This is a genomic window from Streptomyces sp. JLBG701 (assembly GCF_058544905.1).
The window spans coordinates 9,359,392-9,376,582 of sequence record NZ_CM178588.1; the positions used below are offsets into that span (position 1 = coordinate 9,359,392).

The 17,191-nt window shown below is 70.2% G+C and carries 9 protein-coding genes; 5 read left to right on the forward strand and 4 right to left on the reverse strand.

Annotated elements, in window-relative coordinates; translation table 11 throughout:
* Positions 1-11 precede the first annotated feature (11 nt).
* Both AC5DRG_RS42895 and AC5DRG_RS42900 read right to left on the reverse strand, forming a co-directional pair.
* Positions 12-2,669: a cellulose binding domain-containing protein gene (locus AC5DRG_RS42895; RefSeq protein WP_491805268.1), complete on the reverse strand. Its 2,658-nt coding sequence runs from the start codon at positions 2,667-2,669 to the stop codon at positions 12-14.
* Positions 2,670-2,953: 284 nt separating this feature from the next.
* Positions 2,954-5,869, reverse strand: coding sequence for a glycoside hydrolase family 48 protein (locus AC5DRG_RS42900; RefSeq protein ID WP_491805269.1), 2,916 nt, complete (start codon positions 5,867-5,869; stop codon positions 2,954-2,956).
* Between the two features lie 266 nt (positions 5,870-6,135).
* On the opposite strand from AC5DRG_RS42900, the gene AC5DRG_RS42905 reads away from it, so the two are divergent.
* Together AC5DRG_RS42905 and AC5DRG_RS42910 are read left to right on the forward strand one after the other, a co-directional pair.
* Positions 6,136-7,647 (forward strand): cellulase family glycosylhydrolase, encoded by a 1,512-nt coding sequence (locus tag AC5DRG_RS42905; protein ID WP_491805270.1) that lies wholly within the window; start codon positions 6,136-6,138, stop codon positions 7,645-7,647.
* Between the two features lie 62 nt (positions 7,648-7,709).
* On the forward strand, positions 7,710-9,416 hold the full coding sequence (locus AC5DRG_RS42910) for a glycoside hydrolase family 6 protein (RefSeq protein WP_491805271.1): 1,707 nt from the start codon (positions 7,710-7,712) through the stop codon (positions 9,414-9,416).
* 110 nt (positions 9,417-9,526) lie between these two features.
* On the opposite strand, the gene AC5DRG_RS42915 is transcribed toward AC5DRG_RS42910, so the two are convergent.
* On the reverse strand, positions 9,527-10,333 hold the full coding sequence (locus tag AC5DRG_RS42915) for a phytanoyl-CoA dioxygenase family protein (RefSeq protein ID WP_491805272.1): 807 nt from the start codon (positions 10,331-10,333) through the stop codon (positions 9,527-9,529).
* Between the two features lie 88 nt (positions 10,334-10,421).
* Between AC5DRG_RS42915 and AC5DRG_RS42920 the strand changes: the two genes are divergently transcribed.
* Positions 10,422-11,285 (forward strand): class I SAM-dependent methyltransferase, encoded by an 864-nt coding sequence (locus AC5DRG_RS42920; protein ID WP_491805273.1) that lies wholly within the window; start codon positions 10,422-10,424, stop codon positions 11,283-11,285.
* On the opposite strand, the gene AC5DRG_RS42925 is transcribed toward AC5DRG_RS42920, so the two are convergent.
* Positions 11,276-12,652 (reverse strand): glycosyltransferase family 39 protein, encoded by a 1,377-nt coding sequence (locus AC5DRG_RS42925; protein WP_491805274.1) that lies wholly within the window; start codon positions 12,650-12,652, stop codon positions 11,276-11,278. The genes AC5DRG_RS42920 and AC5DRG_RS42925 overlap by 10 nt on opposite strands.
* Positions 12,653-12,886: 234 nt before the next feature.
* Between AC5DRG_RS42925 and AC5DRG_RS42930 the strand changes: the two genes are divergently transcribed.
* Positions 12,887-16,318, forward strand: coding sequence for an nSTAND1 domain-containing NTPase (locus AC5DRG_RS42930; RefSeq protein ID WP_491805275.1), 3,432 nt, complete (start codon positions 12,887-12,889; stop codon positions 16,316-16,318).
* Positions 16,319-16,419: 101 nt separating this feature from the next.
* On the forward strand, positions 16,420-17,121 hold the full coding sequence (locus tag AC5DRG_RS42935) for an SDR family oxidoreductase (protein WP_491813311.1): 702 nt from the start codon (positions 16,420-16,422) through the stop codon (positions 17,119-17,121).
* Positions 17,122-17,191 lie beyond the last annotated feature (70 nt).

Consider the following 17,191-nt stretch of genomic DNA (forward strand, 5'->3'; position numbering starts at 1 on the left):
GGCAACTGCTTCTAGGTGACCGTGCAGTTCTGGTCGCCCAGCTTGAACGCGGTCGGTTCGGTGTTGGACCCCGTCCAGCTGCCCGTGAAGCCGAAGCTCACGGACGAGCCGGCCGCCACGTTGGCGTTCCAGCTCACGTTCTTCGCCGTCACAGACGCGCCCGACTGGGTGTAGTCGGCGTTCCAGAGTTGGGAGATGGTCTGGCCGTTCGGGAAGGACCAGCCAAGTGACCAGCCTGTCCAGGCTGTTGAGCCGGTGTTGGTCAGTTGTACGTCCGCCTGGAAGCCGCCCGACCACTGGTTGGTGACGGTGTACGTCACCGTGCAGGCGCCGGTCGGTGTCGGGGTCGGATCAGTGCCGCCGCCCCCTCCACTGCTGTCGGAGGAGTCGCCGTAGATCACGCCGCGGCCGTTGGTGGAGACGTAGACCCGGCCGTAGATCCGCGGGTCACCCGTGATGGCCGCGCCGGTCCAACCCCACTGGTGGGCATCGTCGTTGATGCGGGTCCAGGTCGCGCCCTTGTCCGTCGAGCGGAAGATGCCGCGTACGCCGGCGATCTTCGCGCTGGTGTAGAGGGTCTGGTACGAGGCTCCCGTCGCCGCCTTGCCGAAGCCGATCGTGTCGGCCTGGTCGACGTTCGAGAGTTTCGTGAAGCTCGCGCCCCCGTCCGTCGAGTGCCACAGGCCGTACGCTCCGTCACTCGCGCCGCCCGCCAGCCACACGTCGCCCTTCGTGCCCGGGAGCGCCTTGAAGCGCACGCTGTCACCGCTCGGGAGACCGGTCGCCGCCGACGCCGTGAAGGTCGCGCCGCCGTTCGAACTGACGTAGAACTTGCCCGACTTGAAGCCGTAGAAGGTCTGCGGGTCCACTCGGTCGGACTCGACGATCGCGCCCGCCGGGATGCCGGTCGATGCCGACCAGGACGTGCCGAAGCCCGTCGCGTACTGGACTCCCGCGCCCGCAGGGCTCCACACGAACCGGCTTCCGTCGGCCGCCGCCGCGACCGTCCCGCCACCGCTGACGCCCGAAGGGTCCGTCCCCGCGAACCAGTTGGCGCCGTTGTCCGTCGAGAACGCGATGTGCGGGCCCGAGTCCAAGTTCCCTACGCGGACCACTGTGTTGGGGTTCGTCTCCGCGAAGTCCAGACTGGTCGTGGACGTGAAGTTCGGCGACGTGTACATCATCGACGGGACCTTCGTCAGGTCCGTGTGGCGGAAGCCGCCGATGTCGCCGAGCGCGCTGAGCAGCGGGGCGCCCGACGGCGGGGACGCCAGGTCGTTGACCGCCGTCTCCTCCAGGCCCTGCACCATCGGCTTGATGGTGAACTGGCTGCCGCCGTCCCAGTTGGTGAGGGTCTCGGTGCCGTAGATCGTCGCGCCCGTCCCGTACATCATGTGGTTCGAGTTGAACGGGTCGATCTCCAGCGACTCCGTCATCCAGCCCAGTTTCGGGGTCTGTTCGGGTGGTGACGGGTTCGCGCCCCAGGTCAACCACGGTGAGGACGAGGCGTCCATCGTGAAGCGGTTCGAGCGGTTGGGGTACGACGTGTAGTCCCACGCCCTCGTCCAGGTGCCGCCGCTGTCCGTCGTGCGGAAGATCTGCGTGTCCGGCCACCAGGAGCTGTACGCCGTCGCCATCACAGTGCCGGGGTGCTGGCGGTCGACGGTCAGGCCGCTGAAGCCGTAGTACGTGTCGGCCTCCGCCACCGGGCTGATGTTCGTCCAGGTGCCGGTCGCCGTCGCGTACCGCCACAGCTGGCCCTTGCCGCCGTCGTAGGGGCCGCCCTTGTCGCTGTAGGCGAGATAGAGGTAGCCGTTCGTCGCGTCGAGGACGCCCTTGTGGGCGAGGTAGCCGGTCGGTTGACCGGCGAGGCGGGACCAGGTCGCGCCCCCGTCCGTCGAGCGGTACACCGAGTTGGCCAGGTCGGCGACCCCGACGTAGACAGTCTGCGTCGCGTTGCCCGACGTACCCGTGGACTCGTCGAAAGTGACCCAGACGATGCCCTGGTTGTCGGAGGCGTAGCCGCTCGTGTCGCTCGGATCCTGCGCGTAGTTACCGACGTTGGGGAAGTTGGCGACCTGCGACCAGGTGACACCGGAGTCCGTCGACCGCCACAGGCCCTTGCCGCTCGGCGCGCCCAGATACAGCACGCTGTTCTTGTTCGGGTCGACCGCGAGCCGCTCGCCCATGCCCCGGCCCGGCATGTTGCCGCCCAGCTTGAACGGCAGGTCCGTCTTCTGCCAGCTGGCGCCCCGGTCGCCGGACCGCAGCACGGCACCGTTCCCGGGATCCCAGCTGTTGGTGTACGTGCCGACAGCCGCGTACACCTTGTTCGGGTCGACCGAGTCGGAGGCGAGGCCGACGACGCCGGTGTGCCCCCAGTCGTCCCAGCCGACCGAGTCGAGCAGCGGCGTCCAGGTCTTCGTCGACTCCTGCCAGCGGTAGGCCCCGCCGATGTCGGTACGGGCATAGGCGAGGTTCTTCTCGGCCCGGTTGAAGACGATGCCGGGGACGAAGCCGCCGCCGTCGATCCGGGCGTTGTTCCAGGTGTAGGTGTCGGCGGCGATGACCGCCTTGGCGGAGGCGGGCGCGGCCAGCGCGGGCGGCGTGCCCGCGAGCAGTCCGGCCGCCAGTGCCAGCACCGCCGTGAGGATGCGGGTTCTTCGCACGGGGGATCCTTTCCGGGATGTGGGGGAAAGCGCTTTCTCCGTGAGTCGAGAGTTGCCGGGCGGCCCTCAGTGCGGGAGAGGGCCGCCCGGCCGGTTGGCCCCGTCGTCAGGTGACGGGACCGAGCACGCGAAGCTTTCAGGCGGTTCCGAGAAACGCCGTGTAGTGGAGCGCCCCTTCAGGGGCGCGGGACTGCATCGATTTGCGGCTCCGCCGCGTGAGCGCGACCAGCCACAGCGGACCCGCAGTCAACACACGGCCCAACCCGCGGAGCGCCCGGCGGGGACTATTCGAGAAGCTCCGCGTACGACCCCATGGCCAAGGCGATGTCCGCCTGAGCCCAGAACCGGTGATAAGTGAACGAAGGTACCGCCCCGCCCGCCAGATACGCCTCGATCTTCGACCAGGCCGGATCGTCCTCGTAGAACGACCGGATCGAGTCGAACGTCGACGACGAGTTGATCGCGTCGCCGTTCGGCATGGTGCCGGTCCAGCCACTCGGGACGTACACGCTGTCGTCGAAGCGGTTGTAGTCGGCGCGGCTTTCCGGGACGGCAACACCCAGGCTGTCCTGGTAGTTGCCCCACATGCCGTCGAGGAGCGCCTTCGCGGTAGTCGCCGCCTCGGTGTCACCGGAGCGGTCGGCGTAGTACGTCAGGGTCTTGGCGTACGCGGCCGCCACGCCGACGTCGTTGGTGTAGTCGGCGACGGTGACATGAAGTCCCGTGTTGGCGCCGGGACTTGAGGCGTTCCAGGTGTCGGGCTGGCCCGACCACTGGAGCGTGGAGGGGATCAGATAGGTGCCGTCCGGGTTGATCGTGGTCTTGGACAGCGCCCAGTCGACCCACTTGTCGAGAACCGCCTTGGCGCTGGCGTTCCCGGTCTGCTGGTAGTACTCGGCGACCCGCTCCATCGACCACGCCTGGAAGCCGAACCACTGGTTGGACGGCGGGTCGTGGTAGACGGGCTGCTGGTCGTAGTACATGCCGTAGAAGGTCGACGTACCGGCCGGCGGGGTCGCGTAACGGCCCGCCCAACTGTTGGTCGCACCGCCCGCGATGGCACCCTCGTTGGACTGCAGCCAGCGGTAGAACTCCAGTTGCCGGGTCAGTGAGGTACCCCAATCCGCAGCGCCCGTCGCCGACTTGGGCTTCAGGTCGGCATACGAGCTCAGCGCGTACGCCGCCAAGGGGTTCTGGTAGCCCCCGTGCATATGGCTGGAGCCGATGCGCCAGGCCCAGCCCGCACTCGTGTCCGTGGCGCCGCCCCACGCGTAGTACCAGGACAGCAGATAGGACGAGGCGTCCTTGCCGGTGCCGGCCGCACACGTGGTCGGGCCGACGCAGTTGCCGATCTTCTTGAAGTACTTGTCGTACATGGCGTAGCGCAGATAGTCGCCCATCTTCGCGGCCTTGCCGACGGTCGCGGAGACGTCCGCGCCCTTGCCCTGCTGCTCGGCCCAGATGTCCGCCCAGTACGCGGCCTGCACGGCCCGCGCGTCGGCGTCCGGGGCGTTGGTGAACTTCCACTGCTTGGCGTAGGAGGAGTCACCGGTGAACAGGTCCAGGTACCCGTTCGTACCACCGTACTTGAAGGCGTCGCAGGTCGGCTGCGGCACCGTCTCCCACACCGACTCCTGCGCGCCGCGCTGGAAGGTGTTGATGTACGACGGCCCGGTGTCGGTCGGCCCCGCCTCGCACTTGCCGGGCGAATTGCCGTAGCCGTAGACATTGTCGACGTCCTGCAGCCAGTGCATACCGTAGACATCGTCCGTACCGTATGCGGTCTTCAGTTCACCGGCGATGGGATCCGATCCCACCGACACCCCGGTGTCCAGCTTCGCCGGGTACTCGTTCGGAGTGTCCAGCTCGGGCGCGTACGTCGCCGGCTTCGAGGCGTTGTAGAAGGAGTTGGTGGGCTGGTCGGCGTGGGTGGGGATCATGTACTTCTCCATGATGTCCCAGGCGCCGTTGAACTTGGTCCAGTCGCCCGTCACCTTGCCGTACATGGCCTGGAGCCACAGGAGATAGCTGTACGCCTCCGACGTCGTCTCGTGGCCGTGGTCCGGCGCCTCGACGATCAGCGTCTCCACCGAGTGGTAGGGGATGCCCTCGGGGGAGAAGTAGCCGTTCGCCGGGTTGGTGATCTTGCCGTAGAGCTCCAGGAAGCGGGCGTCGTACGCCTTCGTCGCCGCGATCTCGGTGGCGGTGACCGTGGCCTTCGCATGGCCCGTCGCCGTCGACTCGAAGACCGCCGAGCCCGTGCCGGAGGCGTCCGCCGTGATGGTCACCGTCTGCGCGGTGCTCCAGTTCGACGGGGTGAAGGTGAGCGAGGCGCCGCCCGTGACCGACAGGCCTGTGTTGCCGCTCGCCCGCGCGGTGGTGACCGTGACGTTCGCGCTCGGCTGCGTCGACAGCTTCACCTGGTACGTGCCCGTCTTGCCCTGCTGGACAGGGAGTTGGGCCGGGGAGGCGACGACGGCGGGACCCGAGGCGACCGTGATGCCGACCGGCGTCGACTCACCGGACGCGCCCAGACTGTCGTACGCCTTCGCCAGCAGGGAATGACTGCCCACGGTCAAGCTGGAGACCGAGAGCGAGTACGGCGAGGTCGTGTCGGTGCCCAGGAGCGTGGTGTCGTCGTAGAACTCCACCTTGCCGATCGTCGCGCTGTCGGCCGCCGCCGCTGTGGCCGCCAGCGGCACCGCGTCACCCAGGGTGTAGACGGCGCCCGCGGCGGGGCTGGTCAGCACCGTGATCGGCGGCTGATGCGCGCCGACGCAGGTCGTGCCGTTGATCGCGAAGCTCGTCGGGGCGGCGTTGGTGCCGCTGTACGAGAACTGCGCGCCGGTGGAGACGGCCGCGCCCGCGGCGATCGTCCCGTTGTACGAGGCGTTCTGCACGGTGACGGCCTGGCCCGACTGGGACCAGGTGCCGTTCCAGCCGTTGCTCAGCTGCTGGTTGCCACTGTACGCGTACGTCAGCGTCCAGCCGCTGATGGCGTCCGTGCCGCGATTGGTGAGCGTGACGTCCGCGGTGAAGCCGGAGCCCCAGTCGTTCGTCTTGTAGTCGACGCTGCACTGAAGTGCCGCCGCCTGTGCGGGAGTTGGACCCGTCGTCAGCATCGCGAAGGGCAGCGCGAGGGCCGCCACGACAGCGGTCCATAGCCGCCGCGCTCTGCGGCGTCTCCTTCTGGGGTGCATGTGCTGGTTCCTCCTTGCGGCTCGGAGAAGGGGGGTGGAGCAGCAACAAGCCTTGAACCAGTGGGAGCGCTCCCATAGTGGGGATGGGGTCGAGAGGGGTCAAGGTGCTTGAAGAGTCGAAAAGATTCGACGAGCGGGGTTGAGGGAAAGTCAGTGACTCCCCTGTTCTTTACCGTCACTTGGCGCTAGCTTCATGGGCACCAGTGGGAGCGAATCCATCAGTCGACGCGTCCGTCACGACGCGCCCGAGCTGCAAGGACTCGCTCATGCGACACCCCCCGCGATACCCCCCGCGTTCAGGACTTTTACTTGCCGGCGCCGCCGCGACCGCGCTCATCGGCACCGCGATCGCGCCGGTCGTCACGGCGTCGGGAGCCACCCCCGCGTGCACGGTGGAGTACTCCGTCACCAGCCAGTGGGACACCGGCTTCCAAGGCGCCGTCACCCTCACCAACAACATGGCCCCGGTGAGCAGTTGGAGCCTCACCTTCGACTTCGCGAACGGTCAGCAGGTCGGCCAGGGCTGGAACGCCAAGTGGTCCCAGTCCGGTACGACGGTCACGGCGGCCAACGAGAGCTGGAACGGCTCGCTGGGCACGGGCGCGAGCATCGGCGCCGGATTCATCGGGTCCTGGTCGGGGAGCAACTCCACACCGACGGCGTTCAAGCTCAACGGCGCGGTGTGCAACGTCGATGCCGATCCGTCGCCCTCGCCCACCCTGACACCGACGCCGACCCCGACCGATCCGGCGGACCCCGGTGACGGGCCGCCCGCCCTGCACGTCTCCGGGAACCAGCTCGTGGACGCCGACGGCAGCACACGCCGGCTGCTCGGCGTCAACCGGTCCGGCGGCGAGTTCATGTGCGTACAGGGCTACGGCATCTGGGACGGCCCGGTGGACGACGCCGCCGTCCAGGCGATCGCCGACTGGGGCGCCAACACCGTCCGCATTCCGCTGAACGAGGAGTGCTGGCTGGGCCTTTCCAACATCAAACCCGAGTACGCCGGCGCCAACTACATCAACGCCGTCAAGGACCTGGTGGCGCGCGTCGAGGCACACGGCATGACGCCGATGGTCGAACTCCACTGGTCGTACGGGCAGTACACCGGCAACTCGGCGGGCTGCTCCGACGTACACGCCAGCTGCCAGAAGCCGATGCCGAACATGCAGTACACACCGTCCTTCTGGGCTTCGGTGGCCAGCACCTTCAAGGCCGACCCGGCCGTCGTGTTCGACCTGTTCAACGAGCCCTACCCGGACCGCGCCACGTCCACGACCACCCAGGCGTGGCAGTGCTGGCGGGACGGCGGCAGCTGCTCCGGCATCGGGTATGAGGTCGCCGGTATGCAGGATCTCGTCGACGCCATACGGGCCACCGGCGCCACCAACCCGATCCTGGCCGGCGGGCTCGCCTACTCCAACGACCTGAGCCAGTGGCTGACGTACAAGCCCAGTGATCCGGCGGGCAATCTCGCCGCGGCATGGCACGTCTACAACTTCAACACCTGCGCCAACGAGAGCTGCTGGAACTCCACGCTCGCCCCGGTCGCGGCCCAAGTGCCGCTGGTCGCGGGGGAGATCGGGGAGAACACCTGCGCGCACTCCTTCGTCGACCAGGTCATGAAGTGGTTCGACGACCGCGGCCTGTCCTACCTCGGCTGGACCTGGAACACCTGGGACTGCTCCTCCGGTCCTTCCCTCATCTCCGACTACGACGGCACACCGACGTCGTACGGAATCGGGCTGCGCGATCACCTGCGCGCCCTCAACGGATAACTCCCGCACCAGATAACTCCCGTACCGGTCAACACCCGCAACGGAGAAGGAAACCCGCACTCATGAGTCGTACAAGAACAGCGATACTCGCTGCCCTGGCGCTGGTCGCCGGGGCCTCCGGGACCGCTCTCGCCGCGCCCACCATGGCCGACGTCGGCACGGCCGCCATCCCCTGCACCGTCGACTACAAGGTGCAGAACGACTGGGGCACCGGCTTCACCACCGCCGTGACGGTCACCAACAACAGCGCCGCCAAATCGTCCTGGGCGGTGAAGTGGTCGTACGCCGGAAACCAGACGGTCACCAGCGGCTGGAACGCGAAGATCAGCCAGAGCGGGACCGCCGTCACCGCCGCCAACGAGACCTACAACGGGACGCTGGCGACCGGCGGTTCGGTCAGTTTCGGCTTCAACGCCTCCTACAGCGGGACCAACGCGCTCCCGACGACGTTCACGCTCGACGGCGTCACCTGCAACGTCGACGACGGCGGCGGCACCGATCCCGATCCGGATCCGTCCGGCCGGGTCGACAACCCCTACTCCGGCGCCAAGGTGTACGTGAACCCGGAGTGGTCCGCCAAGGCGGCGGCCGAGACCGGCGGCAGCCGTATCTCCAGCCAGCCCACCGGTGTCTGGCTCGACCGCATCGCCGCCATCGAGGGGGTGAACGGCGGCATGGGGCTGCGCGACCACCTCGACGCGGCCCTGACCCAGAAGGGCACCGGCGAAGAGGTCGTCCAACTCGTCGTCTACGACCTGCCCGGGCGTGACTGCGCCGCCCTCGCCTCCAACGGCGAGCTCGGCCCGACGGACATCGACCGCTACAAGACGGAGTTCATCGACCCGATCGCGACGATCCTCGCCGACAGCAAGTACAGCTCGCTGCGGATCGTCACCACGATCGAGATCGACTCGCTGCCCAACCTCGTCACCAACACCGGCAGCCGCGCCACCGCGACCCCGCAGTGCGACGTGATGCTCGCCAACGGGAACTACGTGAAGGGCGTCGGCTACGCCCTGAACAAGCTCGGCGCGATCCCCAACGTCTACAACTACATCGACGCCGGCCACCACGGCTGGCTCGGCTGGGACGACAACTTCGCGCCCTCCGCCACCCTCTTCCACCAGGCCGCCACCGCCGAGGGCGCGACCGTCGACGACGTCCACGGCTTCATCACCAACACGGCCAACTACAGCGCCCTGAAGGAGAACAACTTCACCATCAACGACACGGTGAACGGCACTTCCGTGCGCCAGTCCAAGTGGGTCGACTGGAACCGCTACGTCGACGAACTGTCGTACGCCCAGGCCTTCCGCACCCAGTTGGTCTCGGTCGGCTTCAACTCCGGTATCGGCATGCTGATCGACACATCGCGGAACGGCTGGGGCGGCACCGCGCGGCCCACCGGTCCCGGTGCCACGACCAGTGTCGACACCTATGTCGACGGCGGGCGTTACGACCGCCGGATCCACGTCGGCAACTGGTGCAACCAGTCCGGAGCCGGCCTCGGTGAGCGTCCGCAGGCATCCCCGGCGACCGGGATCGACGCCTATGTGTGGATGAAGCCGCCGGGTGAGTCCGACGGCTCCAGCACGGCGATCCCGAACGACGAGGGCAAGGGCTTCGACCGTATGTGCGACCCGACGTACACGGGTAACGCCCGTAACGGCAACAATCTGTCGGGCGCTCTGGCCAACGCGCCGCTGTCCGGGCACTGGTTCTCGGCGCAGTTCCAGCAGCTGATGCAGAACGCGTTCCCGCCGCTCTAGGCTTTGGCGGTTGGGTTGAGTTTTGGCTGCGGGCCGGCTGTGGCTGGTCGCGCCCACGCGGCGGTAGCCGCAAATTGTCACAGCCCCGCGCCCCTAAAGGTCCGTCGGGGTCAGGCCTCTTGGGTCAGGCCCCGGCGGATTGCGAACTCAACCGTCGAGTAGTCGCCGTCGGGGCGGTTCAGGTTGTAGGGGACTGCCGGGATCAGGGGCGGCTGGGCCATGAAGCGAGGGCGTGTTCCGTGGTGAGGCTGGGCCGCGTGGACCAGGAACGGGTGGCACAGGTAGACGTCGCCGGGGTGGCCGGTGGCGTAGGCGAGGGGGCGGTGGGAAGAGGCCTCCGCGACCTTCGGGCCCAGCTCCATGAAGGAGGCGCCCTGTTCGCCGTACGGCTCCAGAACCGGTGGTACGTCGAGGTGAGAGCCGACCCGGATGCGGGTCGGGGCGTCCTCCTCGGTCACCTCGCTGAACAGGAACAGCATCAGGAGGGCGCGGTCCCTGGAGTGCAGGTTCGTGTGCCAGAGGGTGGCGCCCTCCGGGAGGTAGCTCCCTTCGATGTGCCAGCCAGCGTCGTCCGGCTCCTCCTCGTGCGGGAAACGGAGTGGGAAGCTGCCCAGGGAGTAGCGCGGTTCCCAGCGGCGTTCGCCGACCAGCAGGTCGAACGCCTCATGCAGGACCGGGGAGTTGGCGGCGGCCGCGAAGGGGCCCTGCGCCATGCCGGAGACCCACACGACCGGGGCCTTCCAGGTGTCGGGGTCGGCCGGGTCGTAGCCGGTCTCCCGCCACAGCAGCCGCGTGCAGCTTTCGGCGACGCGGGGCGGGAAGGCGCCCTCGATCTTCACGAAGCCGTCTTCGAGGAAGCGTTCCACCATGTCGTCGTCCACCCGGTCATGGTCGGGGACGGGCTTGCCGGGGCGCATCTCATTGTTGCCGCTTCGGCAAGGAGAGTGGTCTGCGTGCGGTGCGTCAGAGCACGCTGGTCGCATCGCGAACGAGAGGCTGACCACCATGGCGCACCGACACGATCACACCGACATCGACTGGGCGGAGATGGCCCAGCACCTCGAATCGCAGGCGGAGCTGTACGCGCCCCTGTACCGCCGGGCCATCGCCTGGCTGGCGCAGGAGCAGCCGGCGCCGGGCCTGGTCGTCGACGTGGGCAGCGGTCCCGGGGTCGTGGCCTGTCTGTTCGCGGAGGCGTTTCCGGGGGCCCGGGTCGTCGCCGTGGACGGTTCCGGGCCGCTCCTTGAGCGGGCCCGGGAGCGGGCCGGGCGGCTTCAGGTCGCCGACCGATTCGGCACCGTCGCGGGCGAACTCCCGGGCGCACTGGACGACTTGGAGTACCCGGCCGACCTGCTGTGGGCGAGCCGGAGCCTGCATCACCTCGGCGACCAGCGGGCCGCCCTCGCCGCTTTCGGCGAGCGGCTCGCGGTCGGCGGCACCCTCGCGCTCCTTGAGGGCGGACTGCCCACGCGGTTCCTGCCCCGGAACATCGGCATCGGGCGTCCCGGCCTCCAGTCACGCCTGGACGCGGTGGAGCAGGAGTGGTTCACGCAGATGCGGGCCGAGCTGCCCGACGCCGTCGACGAGACGGAGGACTGGCCGGCGCTGCTGACCGCCGCCGGGCTCAAGCACACGGGCACGCGCAGCTTCCTGCTGGACCTGCCGGCACCGGTCACGGAAGGGGCCCGTGCCTATGCGGCGGACTCGCTGTCCCGGTTCCGCGAGGTCTTCGGCGAGGCCCTGGACCCCGAGGACCTCGCCACGCTCGACCGGCTTCTCGACGCGGAGGACGAGGCGAGCGTGTATCGGAGGCCGGATGTGTTCGTGCTGGCGGTGCATACCGTGCACACCGCCGTACGTCAGCAGTGACCTGGCCTCGCGTAGACGGTCAGACGTGCCCCCTGGAGCTGCCGGGTCCCGCACTCCTCGAAGTAGGTGGCGAGCACCCGCCGCTTCACCTCCTCCCGCGGGACCTCGTCCAAGGGCTGCCCCGCCGGGTCGCTCAGCGCGACGATGCGTGGTGTCGCCAGCATGCGGGCGCGGATGACGTCGGCGGCCACCTCCGTGCCGTACAACGTGTGTGAGGCGACCGGGCTCCGGTCCAGGGCGAGGTCGCGCAGCCCGTGGACGGAGCCCGGGTCCGGCAGTGACCAGACCCGGCGGCGGGCCAGCAGATAGAGGATCCCGTCCCCGCCGTTGCCCTCCGCGCGGACGGCCGCGGCGATGGCGGTGACGTCGTCGAGGCGGCTGTCCGGGGTGCGCAGGTCCAGGGTGAAGGGGAGCAGTACGAGGCCGGCGACCCCTGCCGCGAGGGCGGCGACCCTTCGGCTCCGGCCGCCCGCGCGGGCCAGTCGGTCCAGGGCGGCGCCGATCAGGAGGGCGGTGCCGGCGTGGCCGTAGAGGACGTAGCGGTCCACGTAGAGCGGCTTGACCAGCGAGATCAGTATCAGCAGCAGCGCGGGCAGGATGAGGAGGGGCAGGGCCAGGGCGGACAGCGCCGGGCGTGGGCGTCCGGGCAGCAGTCTGGCGCAGGCCACGCCCACCGCCGTGGCACCCGCGAATCCCGCGAGCGCCCCGATTCCGATGCCGCTGATCCACGCCACCTGGTCCGACTGGCGCATGCTCACGGTGGCGAGCGGGGCCAGTCCGGCGCAGACCGCGACCGCCGTCCACGCCCAGGCGCGGCGTGCGAAGCGGGGTACGGTCATCAGGTGCGCCGCGAGGGCCAGTACCGCGAACTCGTGCAGGAGGCAGGCCGCCAGCATGACCGTGCCGTAACCGGCCCAGGCCCCGCCGCTCCGGGAGGCCACCGCCCGCACGAGCAGATACGTCGCCCAGACGACCAGCGCGCACACGAGCGCGTACGAACGCCCCTCCTGCGCATAGCGCTGCACCGGCGGCAGCAGCGCGAAGACGACACCGGCGAGCAGTCCCGCCCGTGGTCCCGCGAGCCGGTGTCCGAGCAGGGCCACGGCCCCGCTCGCCGCGCCCGTCGCCAGCACCGAGGGGAGGCGCATGACCAGCAGCGGGTCCACTCCGGCGAAGATCCCGAACAGGCCGTGCATCAGCAGGTAGTACAGGCCGTGCACGGCGTCGATCCGCTCCAGCGTCGCCCACAGGTCGGGCAGGGAACGCCGCGCCATGTCGTACGTCACCGCCTCGTCCCGCCACATGGTGCCCTCCCGCCGTACGCCCCACAGCCCGAGGGCGAGGGAGAGGGCGACCGGGACGAGCATCGGCAGCGGGACGCGGTGACCTTTGGGCGCGCTCGGCAACCGGGCGGGGGCCAGAAGTGGTCTGGGTGAGTGTGTGGTGGCGATGGCGGACTCCGGTGCGTGGTGGGAAGAGCGAGTGCACCGACGAGTCCAGGCGCGGATTGATTGATGGGCAGCCCTGGTTCTCCGCGCCAATCAATCGGCGAGGGTGGGCTGTTGGCGTGTGGGCCGGCTGTGACGGAGGGGGAGTCGTGCATGGGGCGTCGTGAGAAACCGCTGGATCCCGGGGCGGGGGCCGTGCAGCGGTTCGCCTATGAACTGCGCAAGCTGCGGGACGAGGCGGACACCCCGACCTACCGTGCGATGGCGCTCGGCACCGGCTACTCGGCGCCCACCCTGTCCGCCGCGGCGGCCGGGGAACGCCTGCCGACCCTGCCCGTGCTCACGGCGTACGTCACCGCGTGCGGCGGCGACACCGAGGAGTGGGCGCGGCGCTGGCGGGCGGCCGTCGCCGAGGCACTCGACGCGGAACCGTCCGACTGCGCCGACAGCCCCTACCCGGGACTCACCCGGTTCGAGACCGACGACCACGACGACTTCCACGGCCGCGACGACCTCATCGCCGAGCTCGCCGAACTCGTGGGCCGCAGAAGGATCTCGGTGGTGGCGGGCGCCTCGGGGAGCGGGAAGTCCTCGCTGCTGCGGGCCGGTCTGATCCCGGCGCTGCGCAAGAGAAACGACCCCGGGCCGCCCCTCGCCGCCATCCGCGTCCTCACCCCGGGCGCCCACCCGGCCCGCACGCACAAGGCCCTGTTCGTCCCCCATGACGCCGCCGGCGACACACTGCTCGTGGTCGACCAGTTCGAGGAGGTCTTCGCGCTCTGCTCCGACCATGCCGAACGCGACCTGTTCGTACGGGAGTTGCTCACCGCCCTGGATCCGGCGGCCCGGCTTCGGGTCGTCCTCGCCGTGCGCGCCGACTTCTACGGCCGCTGCGCCGACCATGGCCCGCTCGCCGACGCCCTGCGCGATGCCACGCTGCTTGTCGGACCGATGCCGCCGCAGCAGTTGCGGGAGGCCGTGGTCCGGCCCGCCGCCACGCACCGGCTCGTCGTCGAACGCGCCCTGACCGCCCGCGTCGTTGCGGACGTCGCGGGCGAACCCGGCGGCCTGCCGCTGATGGCCCACGCCCTGCGCGAGGTCTGGCGGCGCCGCACCGGCAGAAACCTGACCCTGGCCGCGTACGAGGCCGTCGGCGGCATCCACGGTGCCGTCACCCACACCGCGGAGGCGGAATACGCCCGTTGCACTCCCGCCGAGGCCGCCGCGGTCCGGGCGCTGTTGCTTCGGCTGGTGACCCCGGGCGACGGCACCGAAGACACCCGGCGCCCCGTCGACCGGGCGGAACTCGACGCCGACGGGAGGACCGCAGGCGTCCTCGAACGACTGGTCCGCGCCCGCCTGTTGACGGTCGACGGCGACACGGTCGACCTCGCCCACGAAGCGCTGATCGGCGCCTGGCCTCGACTGCGCACCTGGATCGACGAGAACCGCGAGCGGCTGCGCCTGCACCGCCGCCTCACCGAAGCGGCCCTCACCTGGGCGGAGTTGGGCCGGGACACGGGCGCGCTGTACCGGGGGATACGGCTGACGGAGGCGAGAGAAGCCTTCGGCGATGGCGGCGATGGCGGCGATGGCGGCGATGGCGGCGAGAGGGGCAATGGGGCTGGGAGCGAAGGGGAGTTGAACCGACTCGAACGCGACTTCCTCGCCGCGAGCGTGGCCGCGTACGAGCACGGCCGTCGTGCCCAGGCCCGGGCGGCGCGTCGGCTGCGGGTACTGGCCGGTGCGCTCGCCGTGCTTCTTTGTCTGGCCGTCGTCGCGGGGGTGGCCGCCTGGCGGCAGGGCGGCATCAGTGCGCGGCAGCGGGACGAGGCCGAGGCGCGCAGGGTCGCCGCGCTGGTGGACACGTTGCGCGAGTCCGAGCCGCGCACCGCGATGCGCCTGGCCCTCGCCGCCTGGCGGACCGCCGACCTGCCGGAGACCCGCGCGGCCCTGCGCACGGCCGCCGCGCAGAGCGAGCAGGACGTGTTCACCCAGCCCGAGGAGGGCGGCCGCGCGCTCAACGCCCCCGCCTGGCTCAGCGACGACGGTCGGGTCCTGACGTCGGTGGCGCACGACCGGGCCATGCAGTGGGACGTGCGCACGCACCGCCGCATCCGCTCCGTGAAACTCCCCGGCCTGTCAGACGGCGTGATCGACGTCAGCGGCGACGGCCGGCTGATCGCCCAGCACGCACCCGGCGGCAAGGGCACGCTCATCCGTGGGCTCGCCGATGGAAGCACCCGGCGGCTGGCGACCGGCGAGTGGGCGGACGCGGGCGGCCGGTTCGGGCCGAGCGGGCACACCTTCCTCGCCAGTCGTCTCGCCCACGACCCCGGGAGCGACCGGATGGTCCTGGAGCTGTGGGACCTGGACCGGCAGCGCGTGCGGTACCGCTACGAACACGCGGAGGACGACGGCCCGTTGCCCATGCCGAGCCCCGACGAACGCCATCTCGCCTGGTGCGGGGACGACGACACCCGACTGCGGGTCCTCGACTTCGCGGAGGGGCGGCTGGTGGCCACCCGCCCGCCCCGGTCGACGGAGCAACTGCTGTGCGAGGGAGAGGAGTTCGTCTTCACCCCGGACGGTGGTGCCGTCGCGGCCGCCACCTCTCAAGGGATCGTGACCTGGGACTTCACGGCCGGCAGGGAACGCCCCCGGCTGCCGATCGCGGGCGGCGCGAACGCCGTCGTGTTCCACGGCGCCTACGCCCTGGCCTGGACCCCCGGCGCCCTCTCCCTGTGGCGCACGGACCTCCCGAAACCCGCGGACGACAGTGAGCGTGCGCCGCTGCTCACCTATCCGGCGTCGGCCCTGACGGTCGGCGATTTCCGCCTTGACCCGAAGGCGGGCGTGCTGAGCTACCGCGAGGGCGGGCGGACCAGCATCGTGCACACCCTGTCCCTGCGGGGACTGGCCGGCCCGGCATGGCGCGAGAATCCGGCCGCCCACGCCGCGTTCGACACGCGAGGCCGATCCGTCGCGGCCCACGAGCCTCCGGTGGTCAACAGGGTGACAACCATCGGGGTCGACCCCACGGGCCGTACCGCCGTGACCTACGAGGGCACGCTCGTGGACGTCGCGACGGGCAGGCGGCGCACCGGGGGAGTCGAGGGGGAGGACTTCCTGCGCACGGTCGTCTTCAGCCCCGACCGGCGCTACCTCGCCGTGGAGGACACCGGAGGCCGCCTCACTCTGTGGGATGCGCATACCTGGCGCAGGATCGCGGTCCTCAGGCCCACCGGCGCCACCACGGTGGACTCGGCGCTGGCCTTCTCCGCCGACGGGTCCCTGCTCGCGGCGAGCGCCGCCGACGGAACCGTGCAGGTGTGGGAGACGGCACGGGCGCGGCTGCCCGCGGCGACCGTACCCGCCGGTGACGGCCCCGTCCTCGCCGTGGGATTCGCCGCCGACGCAGGGGAGTTGCACATCGCCACGCCCCATCTGCCGGACCGGACAAGCCCGTTGACGCCGAGCGAGGCCGCCGCCGAGGTGTGTGCGCGAGCGGAGGGCGGCGCCACGGAGGCGGAATGGAAGCAGTACCTCCCCGCGGTGCCCTACCGCGGCACCTGCGGCTCCTGAGCCTTGACCGGCCTTGACTTCGAGAGTGCTCCAACTGATTCACTCCCTGACGTCCGACCCCGAAACACAGGGGCGAAACACAGGGGGTAGACATGGCAACCATGACCGACTCGCCGGTCGCGCTGATCACCGGCGGCGGCAGCGGGATCGGCGCCGCCGTCGCGCGGCAACTGCTCGACGCCGGGCACCGGGTGGCCGTCACCGGCCGCAGCGAGAGTCGGCTGCGCGGCTTCGCCGACGAACTCGGCGACCCCGAGGGCCTGTTGACGGTCGCCGGCAACGCGGCCGACTACGACCAGGTGCGGTCCGCCGTCGAGGCCACGCTGAAGGAGTTCGGCCGGCTGGACACGGTCGTCGCCAACGCCGGTTTCGCGACCCACGACACGGTGGCCGACGGCGATCCCGCCGGCTGGACCGAGATGGTGCTGACCAACGTCCTCGGCCCGGCCCTCCTCATCCGCGCCTCCGTCGACGCCCTCAAGGAGACCCGGGGCCGGATCGTCCTGGTCGGCAGCGTCGCCGGGTTCGTGCACGGCCCCGGCAACATCTACGGGGCGACCAAGTGGGCGGTGACCGGCCTCGCCGAGAACACCCGCCGCCAGGTGACGGAGTACGGCATCGGCGTCACCCTGATCGCACCCGGCCGCGTCGAGACCCCGTTCTGGGACGGCAACGGTAGCCTGCCGCCCGGCCGTCTCCTCACCGCCGACCAGATCGCCGACTCGATCGTCTGGGCCATCCGGCAACCGGAGGGCGTAGACATCAACACGGTGGTCATACGACCGATCGGGCAGCCCGTCTGACCGACCGCGCCACCCCGGTTCGGCCCTCGCGGAATTACGCCGGACGGCGCAGGCGCAATTCCGCCAACTT